We start from the raw sequence: 14,959 nt of genomic DNA, 5'->3' as shown, positions 1-14,959 counted from the left end.
TATCCTCCACCAAAAAGAACGTATGTTCCTTAATGTTTTATACATACTATACGATATTTTCAATATCTAATTAACAAATCTAATATATAAAAGAAAAGAGGATATATGCTCATATATTGAACATAATATCCTCTTATTAGTTTAGTCTATTTAACTATGTCCGCCCTACTTTTTATTTTAGGTTCTTTTGTAAAAATGCCTTAGTTCGGTCGTTTTGTGGGTTTGTAAAGAAGTTATCGGGGTGGTCAGATTCGATAATTTGTCCATCATCCATAAAGACAACCTTATTGGCTACTTCACGCGCAAAGCCCATTTCATGTGTAACGACAATCATAGTCATTTGGTCTTCAGCTAAGCTTTTCATGACCTTTAATACTTCTCCTGTCAGCTCAGGATCTAAGGCAGATGTTGGCTCGTCAAATAATAAAATTTGAGGGTTCATCATTAAAGCACGGGCAATTGCCACTCGTTGCTTTTGACCACCGGATAAATTAGCTGGATAGGCATTTGCCTTCTCGGAAAGCCCAATTTTTTTCAATAAATCTAGACAACGGCTCGAAATGGCTTCAGCTGATTCTTGTTTTAATAAGCGAGGGGCCATTTCAAGGTTTTGCTGCACTGTTAAGTGGGGGAATAGGTTAAAATGTTGAAAGACCATCCCCATTTTAGCTGTCAGGTTTTTGATTTCCTGTGGCTTGGCATACACGCCGTCCTGCACAAGATAATCACCATCTACTAAAATGCTACCACCATCAATTTCCTCTAAATGAATTAAGCTTCGGAGCATGGTACTTTTACCAGACCCAGAGGGACCGATTACCGCAATGACATCGTTCTTCTCTACAGAAAATGAAATTTGTTTAAGAACCTCGACTTGATTAAAAGATTTTTTTAAGTTGGTTACTGCCATCAATGCCATATAGATCACCTCTATTCAAATTTAAAACGTTTTTCTAGCCATTTAAAGAATACGGTCAAGATCAGCGTCATGATTAAATAAATAGCACCAGCAATAAAGAAAGGTACAATCGTAAAGTCACGATTGACGGCTGTTTGCGCAAAATGTAGTAATTCTGGAACTGCTACAGCATAGAGTAGGGCTGTGTCCTTAATTAGCGTAACAGATTCATTCGATAAAGCTGGTAAGGCTACGCGGAACATTTGTGGCAAAATGACACGTGTTGTGGTTTGCCATTTTGATAAACCGAGTACTTGTGCTGCCTCATATTGTCCTTTATCGATGGCGAGTAGTCCACCACGAAAAATTTCAGCAAAGTAGGCAGCATAATTTAAAATAAAGCCAAGGCACGCGGCTACAAAACGATCCAATACTAAATATTCACCGATTACTGGCAGCATAGGTAGACCAAAGCAAATTAATAATAATTGTAGCAATAGTGGTGTACCACGCATGATATAAATATACGTATGTGCAAGCCAAGAAAGTGGTTTAATGCGACTTTTCACTGCAAGTGTCAATAAAAAGCCAAATGGAATCGATATAAGAATGGCGATGAAAAACAGGATAACGGTCATTTTCGCGCCCTCTAGCATCGGCCATATCATAGTTTGCCAGTAATCTGTCATAGTGATGTCCCTCCAAAGAGAGTAAGAGTTTCGCAGAGGAAACTCTTACAAAAAATATCCTGTCTTTATTTTAATACTTTATCCTCACCGAACCATTTTGTAGAAATATCAGCTGCTGTACCGTCTTCATTCATTTTGTCTAATGCAGCTTGCAATTTTTCCAATAATGCTTCATTCCCTGGTTTTACACCAATACCGTACTGTTCTGGAGCAAGTGTTTCCTCTAATAATTTAAATGTATCAGGCTCTTGTGTCATGTAATATTCTGCTACAACAGCATCAATTACTACGGCATCAACACGTCCTGTCTTTAAGTCTGATAAAGCTAAAACGTTATCCGAGAATTCTGTAATTGTTTTTATCTCTTTGTGGATTGGGTTACCATTTAATGCGTCTGCAGCAGAAGAAAGAGATTGAATGCCTACTTCTGTGCCTGCTAAATCAGTTAATTTTACAATCTTAGAATCTGCTTTAGTCATAACCACTTGAGAGTTTTCGAGATAAGGCTTTGTAAATAATACTTTTTCCTTGCGCTCATCTGTAATGGTATAACCGTTCCAAATTAAATCAATACGTCCGCTGAGTAATTCAGCCTCTTTCGTTTTCCAGTCGATTGGTTGGAATTCAGCTTCTACGCCCATATGCTCAGCTGCCGCGCGTGCTAAATCAATATCAAATCCCACGATTTCATTTTTATCATCGCGAAAGCCCATCGGTGCAAATTTATCGTCAATGCCAATAATGATTTTTTCCTGATCAGCTGAAGATGGGTCTTTCTCTGTTGATTTTTCTTTTGATGTGCCACATGCTGCTAAAACAATGACAGCTGTTAGCATCATCACTAAAGTTATTATACGTTTCATCCTTATTTCCCCCTATATAAAACTATCACTTTCGTTTGCTAAACTACTAATGTGTTAAAGGATATCACCGCGTCTAATGTATGTCAATATCGTTTTGGATTAATCAGAAAATTTTATGCGTATTAGAGCTAATTTTGTATGATCTTTGTAAGAAAATTGACTTCATAAAAACAATGGATTAGGGGATATTAAGTATCTGAATAGAAGGGGAGAAAAGGGACTGTCCATAACAGTCCCTTGGCATGCATTGTTTAATGATTATTGTTTTGGATAGCTTTTCGTGCCAAGGCATCAGCAGCTTTGTTTTGAGAATCAGGCACCCATTTAATAAAAAATAAATCGAAGGTGTTGGAGAGCGATAATGCTTTTTCCAGAAAAGGTTTAAATTCCTCGTTTTTCACATATTCTTTTTCCATAGAGGCGACAACGATTTTAGAATCAGAGCGAACGGAAACAAGCGTAGAGCTAAGCTTTTGTGCTTCCTCAAGGCCACGGACTAAAGCAGTAAATTCAGCAATATGATTATTTGTTTCCCCGATATACTCACTAATTTGTATATGTTGGCCTTCACCTTTAATAAATATACCGATACCGCTTGGGCCAGGGTTACCTGCACTAGCAGCATCTATATAAACCTCTAACATAACATCCCTACTTTACTATTTGACTTCCATATAATTGTACAACAAGGATACGCTGTAAAACATCTATGTGCTAGTAGTGATGGACTTGAAAAAATTGCTGAAGTGGATAAACAAAATAGTTGCTTGTTCAAAATGAACGCTTCATAATAGTAGGAAGTGAATTTTGGACGTGAAAGGAGCGAGAGTTCACATGGATAAAGTGACGGTTATGAAGGATATAGACGAACTGCATGATACGTATTGCGCAGATTGCTTAGTCATTCAGCAATTACGTAAAGAACGTGGTAAACCAGGAGCTCATCGCTTCTGTATTGAAGCCTGTTCAATTGGAGAAAAGCTACAGTTTTTAGGTGAAGAGCTTTTAAAAGTTTACAGTAAATAAGGAATCGTTTGGAAAAAAGCTACATTTATTAGCAATTGCTGATAAATGTAGCTTCTTTTATAGGATTATTTTGTTTCGACATAGCTATTTAAATCTTGGTAATACTTTGTAAGTGAAGAAGCAGAAATATCAAAAGTTGCGGCAATTTCTTTTACCGTCATAGAAAGAGATTCAAAGAGCTCTTTTTCCTGCCCGTAACGGATTGCACCAGCAACAATGGCCGCTTCTTTGCGTGCAGTAGGTTGTCCTTCTATTAAATAGTCCTCTAATAGCTCAAGCATTGGAGCTGTTTCACGATCATTTTGCTCCAAGAATTCTTTTACTTGTGATAGGACTGTGCTTTCAAAATTAGTGAATTCTTCCCCTTTGTAGCCGTTGGAGACCAGTAGCTCCCAGAATGCAAGATGTTCTTCTTTTAAGAATGCTCCAACTTTTTTCTCAGATGCTTCAAAGTTTTTCTTAAACTCTTCAAATACTTTTAGATGATCCTCAGGGAAGAAAATCAATGTAGACACAGCTAAATAATGTGACAATTTCTTCGTTCCATCCGGTAAAATAAAGGCAAAGACATGCATGCCTTCCGGAATTGGTTTATCATTTTCACGACGAATATAAAGCTCTTCATTTGTAAGTAAATGACTTGCTTTAAAATAATTTTCCTCAACAACAGATACCGTACCAATAAATAATGCAGGGTGAGACCAGTCATCAAGTACTTTTACTGTAGAAGGTCTTACTGCTTTTTTCTTCGTTTTCTTTAAATAACTTTTCCAAATCGATGGCTCTTGATGGAAGAAAAAGTCGTCTAAAGCGATGGCTTCAATCAGCTCACGCTGTAGCACGCTCTCTAATTTAGGTTGCCATGTGCCCACATGCTCGATATAAGCACGAACATCTTTACGCTCAGGGTATTCTAAATAAAATGTTTGTAGCACACGCTCTAATTCTTCGATTTGTACTGTTTCCACTGTTACTTGCTGTTTACCTTCACAACATTTTTTATATTTTTTGCCGCTACCGCATGGGCATGGATCATTACGTTTTACCATAATTAGAACACTTCCTTTGACAATTGTTAATCGTATATTGCTAAATAATTTGCGTACTCTTAATAATAACGGTACTTTTGTATGAAGAAAAATGATTGTCTATTTTGAAATATCTAAAAAGTGTGGAGGGACGCCCTAATTCAAGTATATGTATGCACGTTTTCACTTAGAACTAAAAAAAGAAAACGATCTGTACGTTGCAAGAACAGAACCGTTTTCTAGAGCATTTATGATTGTTGGACAGCCTCAATCTCGAGTGTGAGACGTTCTAGCTCGTCTACTAAATGACCGATGTAGGCAATCGTATCTCGAAGTGGTTGATCCGTTGTAATATCTACACCTGCCATTTGTGCCAATTCCACTGGGGATTTTGTTCCACCAGCCTGCAGGACTGCTAACCATTCTTCAACGGCTGCATCACCTTCTTTTAAAATGCGCTGAGATACTTGTGTTGAAATCGTTAAGCCCGCACTATAGGTGTATGGGTAAAGGCCCATATAGTAATGAGGCTGACGCATCCACGTCAGTTCAGCACCTTCCGTAATATCCACTGCATCGCCCCAAAAATCTTCTAGTACAGAACGTTTTAACTGGTTTAAAATATTCGCGTTGACAGATTCACCAGCGTCCACCAATTCATATACTTTACGTTGGTATGCGGCTTCAAGTAAGTGCGTGACGAAGTTATGATAATACGTTTTAGAGACAATATTTGAAATGACCCATCGTTTAAAGCGCACATCTTCATTATGCGTTAATAAATAATTTGCTAGCAGCATTTCATTCATCGTAGATGGTGCTTCAATAAAGTATAGGGAAGGACGACTATTAAAATAGGATTGATGAGCATGCGTATTCGCAAAATGACCTGCATGACCAAGCTCATGAATGAGGGTGAAGACTTCATTCATACGTTCATTCCATGACATTAAAATATAAGGGTGACTACCGTAAGGACTTGAACAGAATGCCCCTGTCGATTTACCTTTATTAGGTGCATAGTCAATCCAGCGTTCCTTGAAGGCTCTGTCCATTAGGTGATTGTAGTCTTCACCCATAATCGCCAATGCTTTATCGACATATTCCTTCGCCTCGTCCATCGATAATTTTGGATCATAGGCAGCATCTAAAGCAATTTTTAAATCTGCAAATGTCATGTGCTCAATACCATTCGCTTTTTGAATTAATTTTGCATATCGACGCATATGGGGGGCAAGTTCTTTAGAAATCAAATCGATTTGGCGATTATAAAGGGAGCGATCGACATCTTGATCGAATAGTAAATAATCAAAGATGGAATCAAATCCTCGAAGATCAGCCATGGTTTTTTCTTGTTGAATATGAGTGTTGTAAACTTGTGCAGTTGTATGTTGATAATCGCTCAACTTGCTGGAAAAAGCTTTAAAGGCAGCACGGCGAACTTCTGTATTGGCTTCAAACTCCCAATCATTTTCATAAAGGACAAAGCTTAATGGATGCTTTTCACCATTTGCTTCAAATTCGCCAAAATTCATATCCACTAATTTTGTCGTATTATACGTTTCGTAAGGTGCATCAAAAGTAGAACTAAAGGCAGCAAGCGCTTTTTCAACTTCTGGATGTAACTGGTGAGGTTTTCGTTTTAATAATTCCTCTAAATAATGTTTGTAAAGAGGGCTTAATGTTGCCGCTTCTTGTAATACTGCTTCATCCAAAGCAAGTAATTCACTTCTTACGAATGATAGGGCGCTACTTATTTTACCGATAGCTGTACTAAATTTTGCAGCACGCATTTGGGCTACATCATCCGTGCGATCTGCTTGTAGGTTTAAGCTCGCATACGTACCAATTGGAACGATACTTTTTTGCAAGTTTTCGAAAGCTGTTAATACATCAATCACCTTTTGCGCATCTGTAATGGTACCTTTATACGTTTGTTCGAAGCTAATTGCTTCTTCAACAAGCTGTGCTAAAGTAGGTTCAAAATCTGCATCATTTTTTAATAAATCAGTTAAATCCCATGTTTCTTCTACTGCAACATCTTTTCTTAATGGTAAAACTTCCATTTATAAACACCCCTTTACATGTAAGTGATTTCATTATAACGAAACTATTTCGGAAAGTGAAATAATTTAATAGAATAGTAGAAATATTCTTAAAGAAAAGTATTTGGTTTTTTCATTCAATTGTATGGGGTATGTTTGAAATACTGTTAGTCGGGAACAATGTGTGTATAGCCAACATTATTTGCAACACATATTAAAGGCTAGAACAATTGATACATTGGAGGAGAACTTATTATGACACAAAACTTAAACAAACAATTAAATAAGCTAGTAGCAACATGGTCTGTGCTTTATACAAAGCTGCACAATTATCATTGGTATGTCACAGGGCATGCATTCTTTACACTACATGCAAAATTTGAAGAATTGTATAATGAAACAACGTTAAATTTAGATGAAATTGCAGAACGTATTCTTTCAAAGGATGGCAAGCCTGTGGCGACATTAAAAGAGCATCTAGAGCTTTCCTATGTAGAGGAAGCAACAGGAAATGAGACGACGGAGGAAATGGTAGCAACGACAATTTCGGATTTCCAAAAGCTCATGAAAGCTCTAAATTCTACTATGGCACTGGCAGCAGAGGAAGGGGACGATCGTACAGAGGATTTACTGAATGCGATGTACCAATCTCTTGAAAAGCATACATGGATGTTAAAAGCCTTCTTAGACAAATAAACGGATTAATAGCATTCCCATACTAGGTGGGGATGCTTTTTTTGTAGGGTTTCTTTCCCTATATGACAAAAAGAGAACTTGTATAAAAGCAGAGTAACAATTATTACAGTTTGGTAACGAAGCGACAAAAGGAGTTTGTTTCCTAATCATCAGGGTAATTATTTAGTAAGCCATACAAATAGGAGGAATTGAACATGAACATGAATATGATGAATGAACAAAATCCAAAAATTGAGGTGGCCCATACAAGGGATGAAATGCTTCATATTTTAGAAACTATGCGAACGGAAGGTTTCCATAAAGAGGATATCCATATTATTGCGAAAGATTCCCAGCAGTTGGAGGATGTGAAATGGGATGATGATGTCCACACACATGAGGCTGGTAACTGGGTGGACCAATTTAAATCTTGGTTTACAGGTGATTCAGCTGTAACAGAAGGCTTAAAACGCTTTAATCTTTCCGAAGGGCAAATAGCTTACTATGCTCATCTTGTAGAGCAGGGGAGTATCGTATTATTTGCAGAACGTGATGATGATTATGATACGCTACAATCACAACACCCGGAAACAGCTGCTGAGCAGGAAGAACGTTTAAGACAAGAGCGCATGAATGAGGCTGAGCAACTTAGAAGATTTTTATAAAGGGAAAACAGAGTGATCTACTCTGTAAGATTAAGTACATGTAATTGTACATTAATTCTTATTTAATAGTATTTTATTTATAATGTTACACATTAAATAAAAAAGCACATTACTAAAAACAAATTTTAGTGATGTGCTTTTTATTTTTATTAACTCTTATTTACAATTACTAAGAAAAATATTAAAGAAGAAAAAAGAACGTACGTTCTCGATGAAGGAGAATAATTTTATTGGTTTGAGTATTGTCCAAGCATGTTAGAAGTAAATATCAGTTACAAAAATTTACTTTTCAACACCCTATGTAGATGGAGTACTTTATGTAGAAGTTGATGGGAACGAAGGGGGGCGACTCCTGCGGGAAAAGCGGGAAAGTCGAGAATCCTGGACTGAGCGAAGCGAGGGAAGCAGCTCGACCCCGCCCGCGGAAAGCGTCCGCCCGTAGTGAAAATCAACGGCTTTACTTTATTTCATTGTAAAAGAAAAAAGACTGTAGGCAAACTCTCAAATTTTTTGAGTTTGTCTACAGTCTGAGAAGAGTGATCATTGTGGATCACTCTGCTTTTTAATGAATGACTTTTTCTGGAGCATCCTTTTTAATAAAGCGTAATACATGGAAATGCTCTAATTGGGCAAATAAATTACCAATTAAAATAAAGCTACCACCAATAACTAGTTTCATTGTCAATCCTTCACCGATGAACATCATCGCAAACATTGCTGCAAATATAGGTTCTAAGGAAAAAATAAGACCTGTATGTGTAGCAGAAGTATACTGTTGTGCAACAGTTTGGCCAACGAAACAAAACGCACTACAAATGATGCCAAGTCCTAAAATAGCCATCCAGGATGTCGTATTATTCGGTAAAGCTGGTGTTTCAAATAATAAGGTTAAGATCAGGGCATAAATACCCGCAAAGCCTAATTGGTAAATGCCGTACGAAATGGACTCCACATTCCGTGTAAATGAACTGTTTAAAAGTAAATAAATAGAATAACATAGCGCAGCGATTGCGACTAACAAATCTCCTTTATGGAAGGAGAAAGAGCCTTGCGCCGTTAACACTGTAATACCTATCATGGTACAAATAATCGCAAAGCTCACGGCTCTGGAAGGTAATTTTTTATCAATGAAGCTACTGAAAATCGGCACTAGTACAACAGTTAGGCTTAAAATAAAGCCTGCATTTGAAACGGAAGTGGATTGTAATCCAAATAAGCTTAATGCGAACACAATGAATAATAAAAATCCTTGGATAGCTGCATATTTTAAAGTCTTACCATCTACTTTTATCATCCGTTTATAAAAAATAAGCCCAGCTACTATAAATGCGATGATACAACGTAAAGCCACCACATTATAAACAGCCAATGTTTCAAGCCCCATGACCATAAAGGTATAAGATAGTCCCCAAAACATTGTGACAATAACCATCAATACATTTGCTTTTCCTTGGATACTCAATATGTTCACCTACCATCTGTGTACTAAAACAGTTTGTATACTAAAAATTACTATATATGTTGTATTGAGATTAGTAAAACGAATGTTTATAATGATTAGGATTAAAAAAATTCATGTATGTAGAGGGAATGCCGATGAGCTTAGTAAAATATGAGATTTTAACAAAGGTAGCAGAAGTCGCAAGCTTTACAAAAGCAGCAGATGCACTAGGATTAACTCAGTCTGCTGTCAGTCATGCCGTATCAAGTTTAGAAAAAGAATTTGGGTTTGCCTTAATACATCGAAGTAGAGCCGGTGTCACCCTAACGAGTGAGGGGCAAACAATGCTAAGGGCAATGCGTCAGGTTTTAGACGCACAGGAATTATTGCAACAAGAGGCAGCTCATATTCATGGAGTGACAAGAGGAAACGTCCGTATTGGCGTTATTTCAAGTATATCTTCTAATTGGATGCCAGAAATTATTAGGATTATGGACAATCAGTTTCCTGGAATACAGGTGGAATTACGCGAGGGAGATTATTACGAAATTGAACAATGGTTACTTAGTGGGGAAATTGAGGCAGGATTTTTAAATGGTCAAAAATCTGAGCAATATCAATATACAGAATTACAGCAGGATCCCTTATTATGTATCGTTTCAGATAAAAGCCCACTATTTAATAAGTCAGAGATAGATATTGTTGATTTGGAAGATATGCCTTTTATTATGACTTCCTATAAAGGGACCAATGATGTCAAAGTGTTGTTGGAACAATATCATGTGAAGCCAAATATTCGCTTTGAACTTTCAGAGGAGGTAGGTATTGTTTCTATGATTTCTCATCAACTAGGAATCAGTATTTTACCACAATTGGTCATTCAAAATTTGCCGCCTACATTAAAAGCAATTCCACTAAAGCAAGGTGCCTACCGTACAATCGGAATTGCCATGAAGCATAATGCATCACCTGTAACAAAGAAATTTGCGGAGATTTTAAGTGCATGGCTGATGGAACAAAAAAGTGCAGTCTGATGGAATCTATTGAAGCCTATCCGTGCATTACGGTAAAATAGTAGGTGTATATATTTTAGAAAATAGGTGAGTGGATGGGGACATTACAAGGTAAAACCGTACTCATTACAAGTGGGGGAACACTTGAAAAATGGGATCGTGTACGAGGGCACACGAATTTATCAAAAGGGACAATGGGCTGTTATTTAGCGGAGGCGGCACTCGCTGCTGGTGCTAATGTAGTATATATGCATGGCTATTTTGCACAGCTTCCAGTGAATCACGATCAAATGAAATTGATTAAATTTGAGGGCATTGACGATTTAGGAGAAAAAGTTCGTCATGCTGTCCAACAAGAACATGTTGATATTGTGATTATGGCTGCTGCTGGCTCCGATTGGGTCATTGATAAAGTGTATGATCAATCGGGCAACTTGATGGAGGAAGCAGGGAAAATGCCTTCCGATGAGCCACCTATTATTCATTTTAAAAAGGCGCCGAAAGTCTTAGGACAAATCAAGGGCTGGCAACCAAATGTGACGTTAGTAGGGTTTAAGCTAGAAGCAACCAATGACGAGGAGTTTTTGTTAGCACGTGCACGACTGCGAATGGAAACAGCCCATGCTCAATTAATGGTAGCCAATAGCTCTCAGTCTTTATATGGCGGGGACGAGCCCCATTGGATTGTACCTGCTGATGGACAGCCAACTAAAGTAATGGGCAAGCAAAAAACAGCCGAAGCTTTAATGCTGTATTTGCAAAATCAATAAATATGAACTGTGTAGAGAAATATTTCTACACAGTTTTTTCTTGTTTAAAAGCGGAGTATCATTTATTATTTACTTAACGGTCGGTAAAAAAGGAGGATTATAATGGGGAATAAAGAACAAACTTTTCAAAAAATCATAGATGTGGCTTATGTGATGTTTGCAACTAAAGGGTTTGAAAAAACAAGTTTAGCAATGATTGCTGCAGAGGTCGGTATATCAAAACCAGCCATTTACTATTATTTTCAATCAAAGGATCAATTAATTTCTTACTTATTTGATGCACTGTATAAAGAAATTCAACAGGATATCGCTGTGAATTATAAGGAGCTTTCTCATACGAATTTCAAGGAGAAATTACTCGAGCTAGGCTATAAGTCTATTGAAGCGCAGGGGAAGGATCCTTATTTTAATAAAATATTTAATCAATATGTACTATTAGCAGCTCGCGATGAAAACTATAAGAAACAATTAGTGGAGCTAGAAACTAGCTTTTTAACAAGCTTTGTTGAAGTCCTACGATATGGCGTGAAGCTAGGGGTGCTAGAGGATACTCCCCATATAGAAGCAAAGGCACAGATGCTAGCCCTGGTTTATGATAATATCGGTAATTTCATGTTAACAGGCAACCAATTGAACTATAGAGCTATTTGGAAGGAGGCAGTACATAGCGTTATCCAAGGGGACAAAAATGATCAATAACAATCGGCGCATTGAAGGTCTTGATTTTGCAAGAGCTCTCGCCATGCTAGGGATGTTCATTGTAAATTTTGGAGTCATAACAGGTTCTACAACGAATGGTTCAGCATGGATGATTACCTTACAAAATCTTTTCGAGGGGCGTGCTTCCGCTGTATTTGTCATGTTAGCAGGAATAGGGATAGCTTTAATGACTCGTCAGGCTAGAGAGACTAAGGACCCACTGCTTCTTCGTCAGAATCGACTTACTTTATGGAAAAGGTCGTTTTTGTTATTTACGATTGGGCTAATATTATATGTGATCGGCTGGACAGGAGATATATTACATTATTATGGCGTGTATATGTTTGTGGCCGCATGTCTGATTGCGCAATCCAAGAAAATGATGATCTTCATCATAGGTGCTATCCTCATCCTTTCACAATGGCTTCAAATTCAATTTAATTACCTTGCTGGTTGGCATCCAACATATGTCTTACTAGAGTATCTTGATTTTTGGACACCAGCAGGATTTATAAGAAATTTGATGTTTAATGGCTATCACCCACTATTCCCCTGGATTTGCTTCTTTCTGATGGGGATGTTAATCGGCACATTAGATTTAACAAATCGTACTATAAGAAAAATCTTACTAGTGACAGGTTTATTGCTAGTCATAATGACTGAGACTTTTTCAACATTATTTATTAAGATAACAACAACCATCCATTTATTAGATGTAGAGAGTGCATTGTATTTATTTGATACGGGACCGATTCCACCAAATATGATGTATGTCCTATCTAATTCGGCTTCGGCTATAGTCCTCATTGTAGGCTCCATCTATCTTGTAGAGACATGTAAAAATAAAGTCATTGAAGCTTTCATCTTAACCGGGCAAATGTCTTTAACCCATTATGTTGGCCATGTTTTTATAGGGATTGGGATACTAATTGTTTGCCAAAAGCTGGAGAATCAAACGCTTGCTTTTTCCATGCTGTATGCCTGCTGTTACTTTTTAGGATGTGTGTTTACTTCTGTTTGGTGGAGAGCTAAACATCATCGCGGTCCACTTGAATCCTTGATGAGGAAATGGAGTTCGAAATAAATTAGTAGATAGCCATCTATTTCTTACTGATTAGGCATAAAATACTTTAGGTATAGGCAGTTTTCTAATCTAAAATACACATTACAAAGTATTCAGCTAGGTTTTCTAATATTTTATATTGACAATCGTATAACAGAATTATAGAATTATTTTCAAGAAACGCAGTACTCTTATCGAGAGAGGTGGAGGGACCTGGCCCAATGAAGCCTCGGCAACCGAAAAAATAGGTGCCAAATCCAACAGATGTATCTGAGAGATAGGAGGGGCTATCAATTAGCTTGATGCATTGGCCTCTTTTGTACAACAAGAATCAGAAAGAAGGGGTGTATCGTATGGCTCAGTCGACAAAGGTAGAAGATAAGAAATTAGAGGCTATTGCAAAGGCCATTCAAAATCTTGAATTTGGTGAAGTGCATATTACGATTCAGGATGGTGTAATTGTTCAAATTAATAGGCTTGAAAAGCAGAGATTTCCACAAAAGAAATAAAGATCATTTCAGATGAACGATGTGAAAAGGCCACCAATAAGCATGGTTTCCGTTGCTTACAAGTGGCCCTTTTTTTATGAGAATTAGCTATAAAAGCTTTTTGGAATCTGACCGATATGACGGCGATGGTAGAGAAGCGGTTCCTTTTGAGAATTTGTAATATCTAGTACTTGCCCAATAAAAATAGTATGATCGCCAGCATCTATCTGTTGAAATGATTTACATTGTAAAATAGCTGCTGTATCATGTAAAATCGGTAGCCCAAATGATGAAGTAGACCATTTTGCCTGAGCAAAGCGATCTGGGACTTTACTTGCAAATAATGTACATAAATGCTCTTGATCACTCGCTAAAATATTAACAGCGAATTTTCCAGCACCCATAAAATAAGGATGGAGCTGAGATTTTTTATCCAGTGACCATAAAATAAGTAGTGGGTCAATGGAAACAGATGCAAAAGAATTGACGGTTAAGCCAATTGGATTCGTTTCATGACATGCTGTAACAACCGTTACACCTGTAGGATAGTTACCTAATGCCAATTTAAAAGCAGCTACATGATCTGTCATTCAAATCACCTCTTTATAGTGAGTAATAAATTAGTTAACGGAGTTAGTAGGGAAATTGCACTTTTTTTCATACCAGCTAGTAACTCCTTTTCTTAAGTAAATATTAAATCAATTACACATCTAGGTAAAGCTAATGGGGGAAAGAAAGGGGAATTGCCATGACTTTATATTTTGATCATCTGGTACATCAAGTAGAATCTCCGGAAAATATAAAGGTTTTCTTCAATAAACGAAATGTCCATACAGTGAACGGTGGTCAACACACGATGTGGGGGACTTACAATACGCTAAGCTACTTTGGCTTAAGCTATATTGAACAAATCGCTATTTATGATCGTGATTTATTTGAGCAAGCGGCCCAGTACCCATATTCCCTACATTATACGTTTAAACGTAATCATGAGCGCCAAGGATTTTCACGAATTGCCTTGCGCACCCAAAATATTGAAGAAGAGGGTCAACGATTGCGTGCATTGGGCTTTGATGTATATGGTCCCGATGCTTGTAGTCGAACAAGACCAGATGGCACGATAATCGAATGGAAGCTATTGCATTTTGGCAGGGCTGACCTTGCATTGGATTTCCCATTCTTAATTGAATGGGCAGATGAAGATGAGAAACGTCTTGCTCAATTAAAAGCTAGTGGCGCGATTGATGAAACGCAAGCTATTACCATGGAATCGATTCAGTTTTATGTCAGGGATGTGGAGAAGACGGTGCAGCTTTGGCAGAAGGTATTACAGCTACCCAAGTTTGTGCAGCATGAGCAGTTTGTGTCTCTACAGCTACCGAATATGCGCTTGGATTTTTATGAGGAAGCGGCAGCATCTAGCATGACGCTCGGGCATTTAAAAGAAGGGCCTATCGGTGTAACATTGAACGATCCACACAGAACCAAGGAAACATTAGTTTGTCCAGGTGCTTTTTATTGGATTAATAGATAAATTAAAAATCCACTTCAATCGTTGAAGTGGATTTTTATGTGTAAACATGTCAAAAAGCGGAT

The 14,959-nt window shown here is 37.5% G+C and carries 17 protein-coding genes and 1 riboswitch; of the genes, 9 read left to right on the top strand and 8 right to left on the bottom strand.

The window, feature by feature from the left end:
• Positions 1–172: 172 nt before the first annotated feature.
• The 4 genes from AC3CH7_RS02185 to AC3CH7_RS02170 all read right to left on the bottom strand — a co-directional run bounded on the left by AC3CH7_RS02185 (position 173) and on the right by AC3CH7_RS02170 (position 3,094).
• Positions 173–919 carry an amino acid ABC transporter ATP-binding protein gene (locus AC3CH7_RS02185; RefSeq protein WP_012293839.1) on the bottom strand — a complete coding sequence of 249 codons (747 nt, stop codon included), beginning with the start codon at positions 917–919 and terminating at the stop codon, positions 173–175.
• Between the two features lie 11 nt (positions 920–930).
• The gene (locus tag AC3CH7_RS02180) at positions 931–1,587 is read right to left on the bottom strand and encodes an amino acid ABC transporter permease (RefSeq protein ID WP_031419525.1); all 657 of its coding nucleotides are present in this window, start codon (positions 1,585–1,587) and stop codon (positions 931–933) included.
• 65 nt (positions 1,588–1,652) lie between these two features.
• Positions 1,653–2,450, bottom strand: a complete 798-nt coding sequence (locus tag AC3CH7_RS02175) for an amino acid ABC transporter substrate-binding protein (protein ID WP_036167840.1) — start codon at positions 2,448–2,450, stop codon at positions 1,653–1,655.
• 251 nt (positions 2,451–2,701) lie between these two features.
• A complete protein-coding gene (locus AC3CH7_RS02170) occupies positions 2,702–3,094 on the bottom strand; it encodes a ribonuclease HI family protein (RefSeq protein ID WP_031419527.1) in 393 nt (130 codons plus the stop codon).
• A gap of 190 nt (positions 3,095–3,284) precedes the next feature.
• Between AC3CH7_RS02170 and AC3CH7_RS02165 the strand changes: the two genes are divergently transcribed.
• Positions 3,285–3,476 (top strand): zinc-finger domain-containing protein, encoded by a 192-nt coding sequence (locus tag AC3CH7_RS02165; protein ID WP_012293843.1) that lies wholly within the window; start codon positions 3,285–3,287, stop codon positions 3,474–3,476.
• 65 nt (positions 3,477–3,541) lie between these two features.
• Here the strand turns inward: AC3CH7_RS02165 and AC3CH7_RS02160 are convergent, their stop codons facing one another.
• The gene (locus AC3CH7_RS02160) at positions 3,542–4,525 is read right to left on the bottom strand and encodes an SEC-C domain-containing protein (protein WP_036167843.1); all 984 of its coding nucleotides are present in this window, start codon (positions 4,523–4,525) and stop codon (positions 3,542–3,544) included.
• A 227-nt stretch (positions 4,526–4,752) separates the two neighbouring features.
• Entirely contained in the window at positions 4,753–6,570 is a 1,818-nt protein-coding gene (gene pepF, locus AC3CH7_RS02155) for an oligoendopeptidase F (RefSeq protein ID WP_036167845.1), read from the bottom strand.
• 234 nt (positions 6,571–6,804) lie between these two features.
• Between pepF and AC3CH7_RS02150 the strand changes: the two genes are divergently transcribed.
• Together AC3CH7_RS02150 and AC3CH7_RS02145 are read left to right on the top strand one after the other, a co-directional pair.
• Positions 6,805–7,245 (top strand): Dps family protein, encoded by a 441-nt coding sequence (locus AC3CH7_RS02150; protein WP_012293846.1) that lies wholly within the window; start codon positions 6,805–6,807, stop codon positions 7,243–7,245.
• Positions 7,246–7,439: 194 nt separating this feature from the next.
• Positions 7,440–7,889, top strand: coding sequence for a general stress protein (locus tag AC3CH7_RS02145; protein ID WP_012293847.1), 450 nt, complete (start codon positions 7,440–7,442; stop codon positions 7,887–7,889).
• A gap of 562 nt (positions 7,890–8,451) precedes the next feature.
• Here AC3CH7_RS02145 and AC3CH7_RS02140 read toward each other — a convergent pair.
• Positions 8,452–9,360, bottom strand: a complete 909-nt coding sequence (locus AC3CH7_RS02140) for a DMT family transporter (protein WP_373561633.1) — start codon at positions 9,358–9,360, stop codon at positions 8,452–8,454.
• A gap of 125 nt (positions 9,361–9,485) precedes the next feature.
• Here AC3CH7_RS02140 and AC3CH7_RS02135 point away from each other — a divergent pair, with 125 nt between their 5' ends.
• The 5 genes from AC3CH7_RS02135 to AC3CH7_RS02115 all read left to right on the top strand — a co-directional run bounded on the left by AC3CH7_RS02135 (position 9,486) and on the right by AC3CH7_RS02115 (position 13,384).
• Complete coding sequence (locus tag AC3CH7_RS02135) at positions 9,486–10,364, top strand: LysR family transcriptional regulator (protein ID WP_031419531.1); 879 nt, start codon at positions 9,486–9,488, stop codon at positions 10,362–10,364.
• A 74-nt stretch (positions 10,365–10,438) separates the two neighbouring features.
• Entirely contained in the window at positions 10,439–11,113 is a 675-nt protein-coding gene (locus tag AC3CH7_RS02130) for a phosphopantothenoylcysteine decarboxylase domain-containing protein (RefSeq protein ID WP_031419532.1), read from the top strand.
• A gap of 102 nt (positions 11,114–11,215) precedes the next feature.
• The gene (locus AC3CH7_RS02125; RefSeq protein ID WP_031419533.1) at positions 11,216–11,812 is read left to right on the top strand and encodes a TetR/AcrR family transcriptional regulator; all 597 of its coding nucleotides are present in this window, start codon (positions 11,216–11,218) and stop codon (positions 11,810–11,812) included.
• Positions 11,802–12,896 carry a DUF418 domain-containing protein gene (locus AC3CH7_RS02120; RefSeq protein ID WP_036170277.1) on the top strand — a complete coding sequence of 365 codons (1,095 nt, stop codon included), beginning with the start codon at positions 11,802–11,804 and terminating at the stop codon, positions 12,894–12,896. The genes AC3CH7_RS02125 and AC3CH7_RS02120 overlap by 11 nt, the downstream gene beginning before the upstream one ends.
• 167 nt (positions 12,897–13,063) lie before the next feature.
• Positions 13,064–13,159: riboswitch (SAM riboswitch) on the top strand.
• A gap of 69 nt (positions 13,160–13,228) precedes the next feature.
• Positions 13,229–13,384 (top strand): YezD family protein, encoded by a 156-nt coding sequence (locus tag AC3CH7_RS02115; protein WP_012293853.1) that lies wholly within the window; start codon positions 13,229–13,231, stop codon positions 13,382–13,384.
• Positions 13,385–13,467: 83 nt separating this feature from the next.
• Here AC3CH7_RS02115 and AC3CH7_RS02110 read toward each other — a convergent pair whose 3' ends face one another.
• The gene (locus tag AC3CH7_RS02110) at positions 13,468–13,953 is read right to left on the bottom strand and encodes a flavin reductase family protein (protein WP_012293854.1); all 486 of its coding nucleotides are present in this window, start codon (positions 13,951–13,953) and stop codon (positions 13,468–13,470) included.
• A gap of 158 nt (positions 13,954–14,111) precedes the next feature.
• Between AC3CH7_RS02110 and AC3CH7_RS02105 the strand changes: the two genes are divergently transcribed.
• On the top strand, positions 14,112–14,897 hold the full coding sequence (locus AC3CH7_RS02105) for a VOC family protein (protein WP_031419536.1): 786 nt from the start codon (positions 14,112–14,114) through the stop codon (positions 14,895–14,897).
• Positions 14,898–14,959 lie beyond the last annotated feature (62 nt).

The organism is Lysinibacillus sp. F12 (assembly GCF_057773605.1).
This window is presented reverse-complemented; position numbering and strand designations above follow the sequence as displayed.

Coding starts and splice junctions, on each gene's coding strand:
- AC3CH7_RS02115 (WP_012293853.1), top strand. CDS start 13,229: ATGGCTCAGTCGACAAAGGTAGAAGATAAGAAATTAGAGGCTATTGCA.
- AC3CH7_RS02160 (WP_036167843.1), bottom strand. CDS start 4,525: ATGGTAAAACGTAATGATCCATGCCCATGCGGTAGCGGCAAAAAATAT.
- AC3CH7_RS02145 (WP_012293847.1), top strand. CDS start 7,440: ATGAACATGAATATGATGAATGAACAAAATCCAAAAATTGAGGTGGCC.
- AC3CH7_RS02165 (WP_012293843.1), top strand. CDS start 3,285: ATGGATAAAGTGACGGTTATGAAGGATATAGACGAACTGCATGATACG.
- AC3CH7_RS02120 (WP_036170277.1), top strand. CDS start 11,802: ATGATCAATAACAATCGGCGCATTGAAGGTCTTGATTTTGCAAGAGCT.
- AC3CH7_RS02170 (WP_031419527.1), bottom strand. CDS start 3,094: ATGTTAGAGGTTTATATAGATGCTGCTAGTGCAGGTAACCCTGGCCCA.
- pepF (WP_036167845.1), bottom strand. CDS start 6,570: ATGGAAGTTTTACCATTAAGAAAAGATGTTGCAGTAGAAGAAACATGG.
- AC3CH7_RS02175 (WP_036167840.1), bottom strand. CDS start 2,450: ATGAAACGTATAATAACTTTAGTGATGATGCTAACAGCTGTCATTGTT.
- AC3CH7_RS02105 (WP_031419536.1), top strand. CDS start 14,112: ATGACTTTATATTTTGATCATCTGGTACATCAAGTAGAATCTCCGGAA.
- AC3CH7_RS02125 (WP_031419533.1), top strand. CDS start 11,216: ATGGGGAATAAAGAACAAACTTTTCAAAAAATCATAGATGTGGCTTAT.
- AC3CH7_RS02130 (WP_031419532.1), top strand. CDS start 10,439: ATGGGGACATTACAAGGTAAAACCGTACTCATTACAAGTGGGGGAACA.
- AC3CH7_RS02185 (WP_012293839.1), bottom strand. CDS start 919: ATGGCATTGATGGCAGTAACCAACTTAAAAAAATCTTTTAATCAAGTC.
- AC3CH7_RS02110 (WP_012293854.1), bottom strand. CDS start 13,953: ATGACAGATCATGTAGCTGCTTTTAAATTGGCATTAGGTAACTATCCT.
- AC3CH7_RS02150 (WP_012293846.1), top strand. CDS start 6,805: ATGACACAAAACTTAAACAAACAATTAAATAAGCTAGTAGCAACATGG.
- AC3CH7_RS02180 (WP_031419525.1), bottom strand. CDS start 1,587: ATGACAGATTACTGGCAAACTATGATATGGCCGATGCTAGAGGGCGCG.
- AC3CH7_RS02135 (WP_031419531.1), top strand. CDS start 9,486: ATGAGCTTAGTAAAATATGAGATTTTAACAAAGGTAGCAGAAGTCGCA.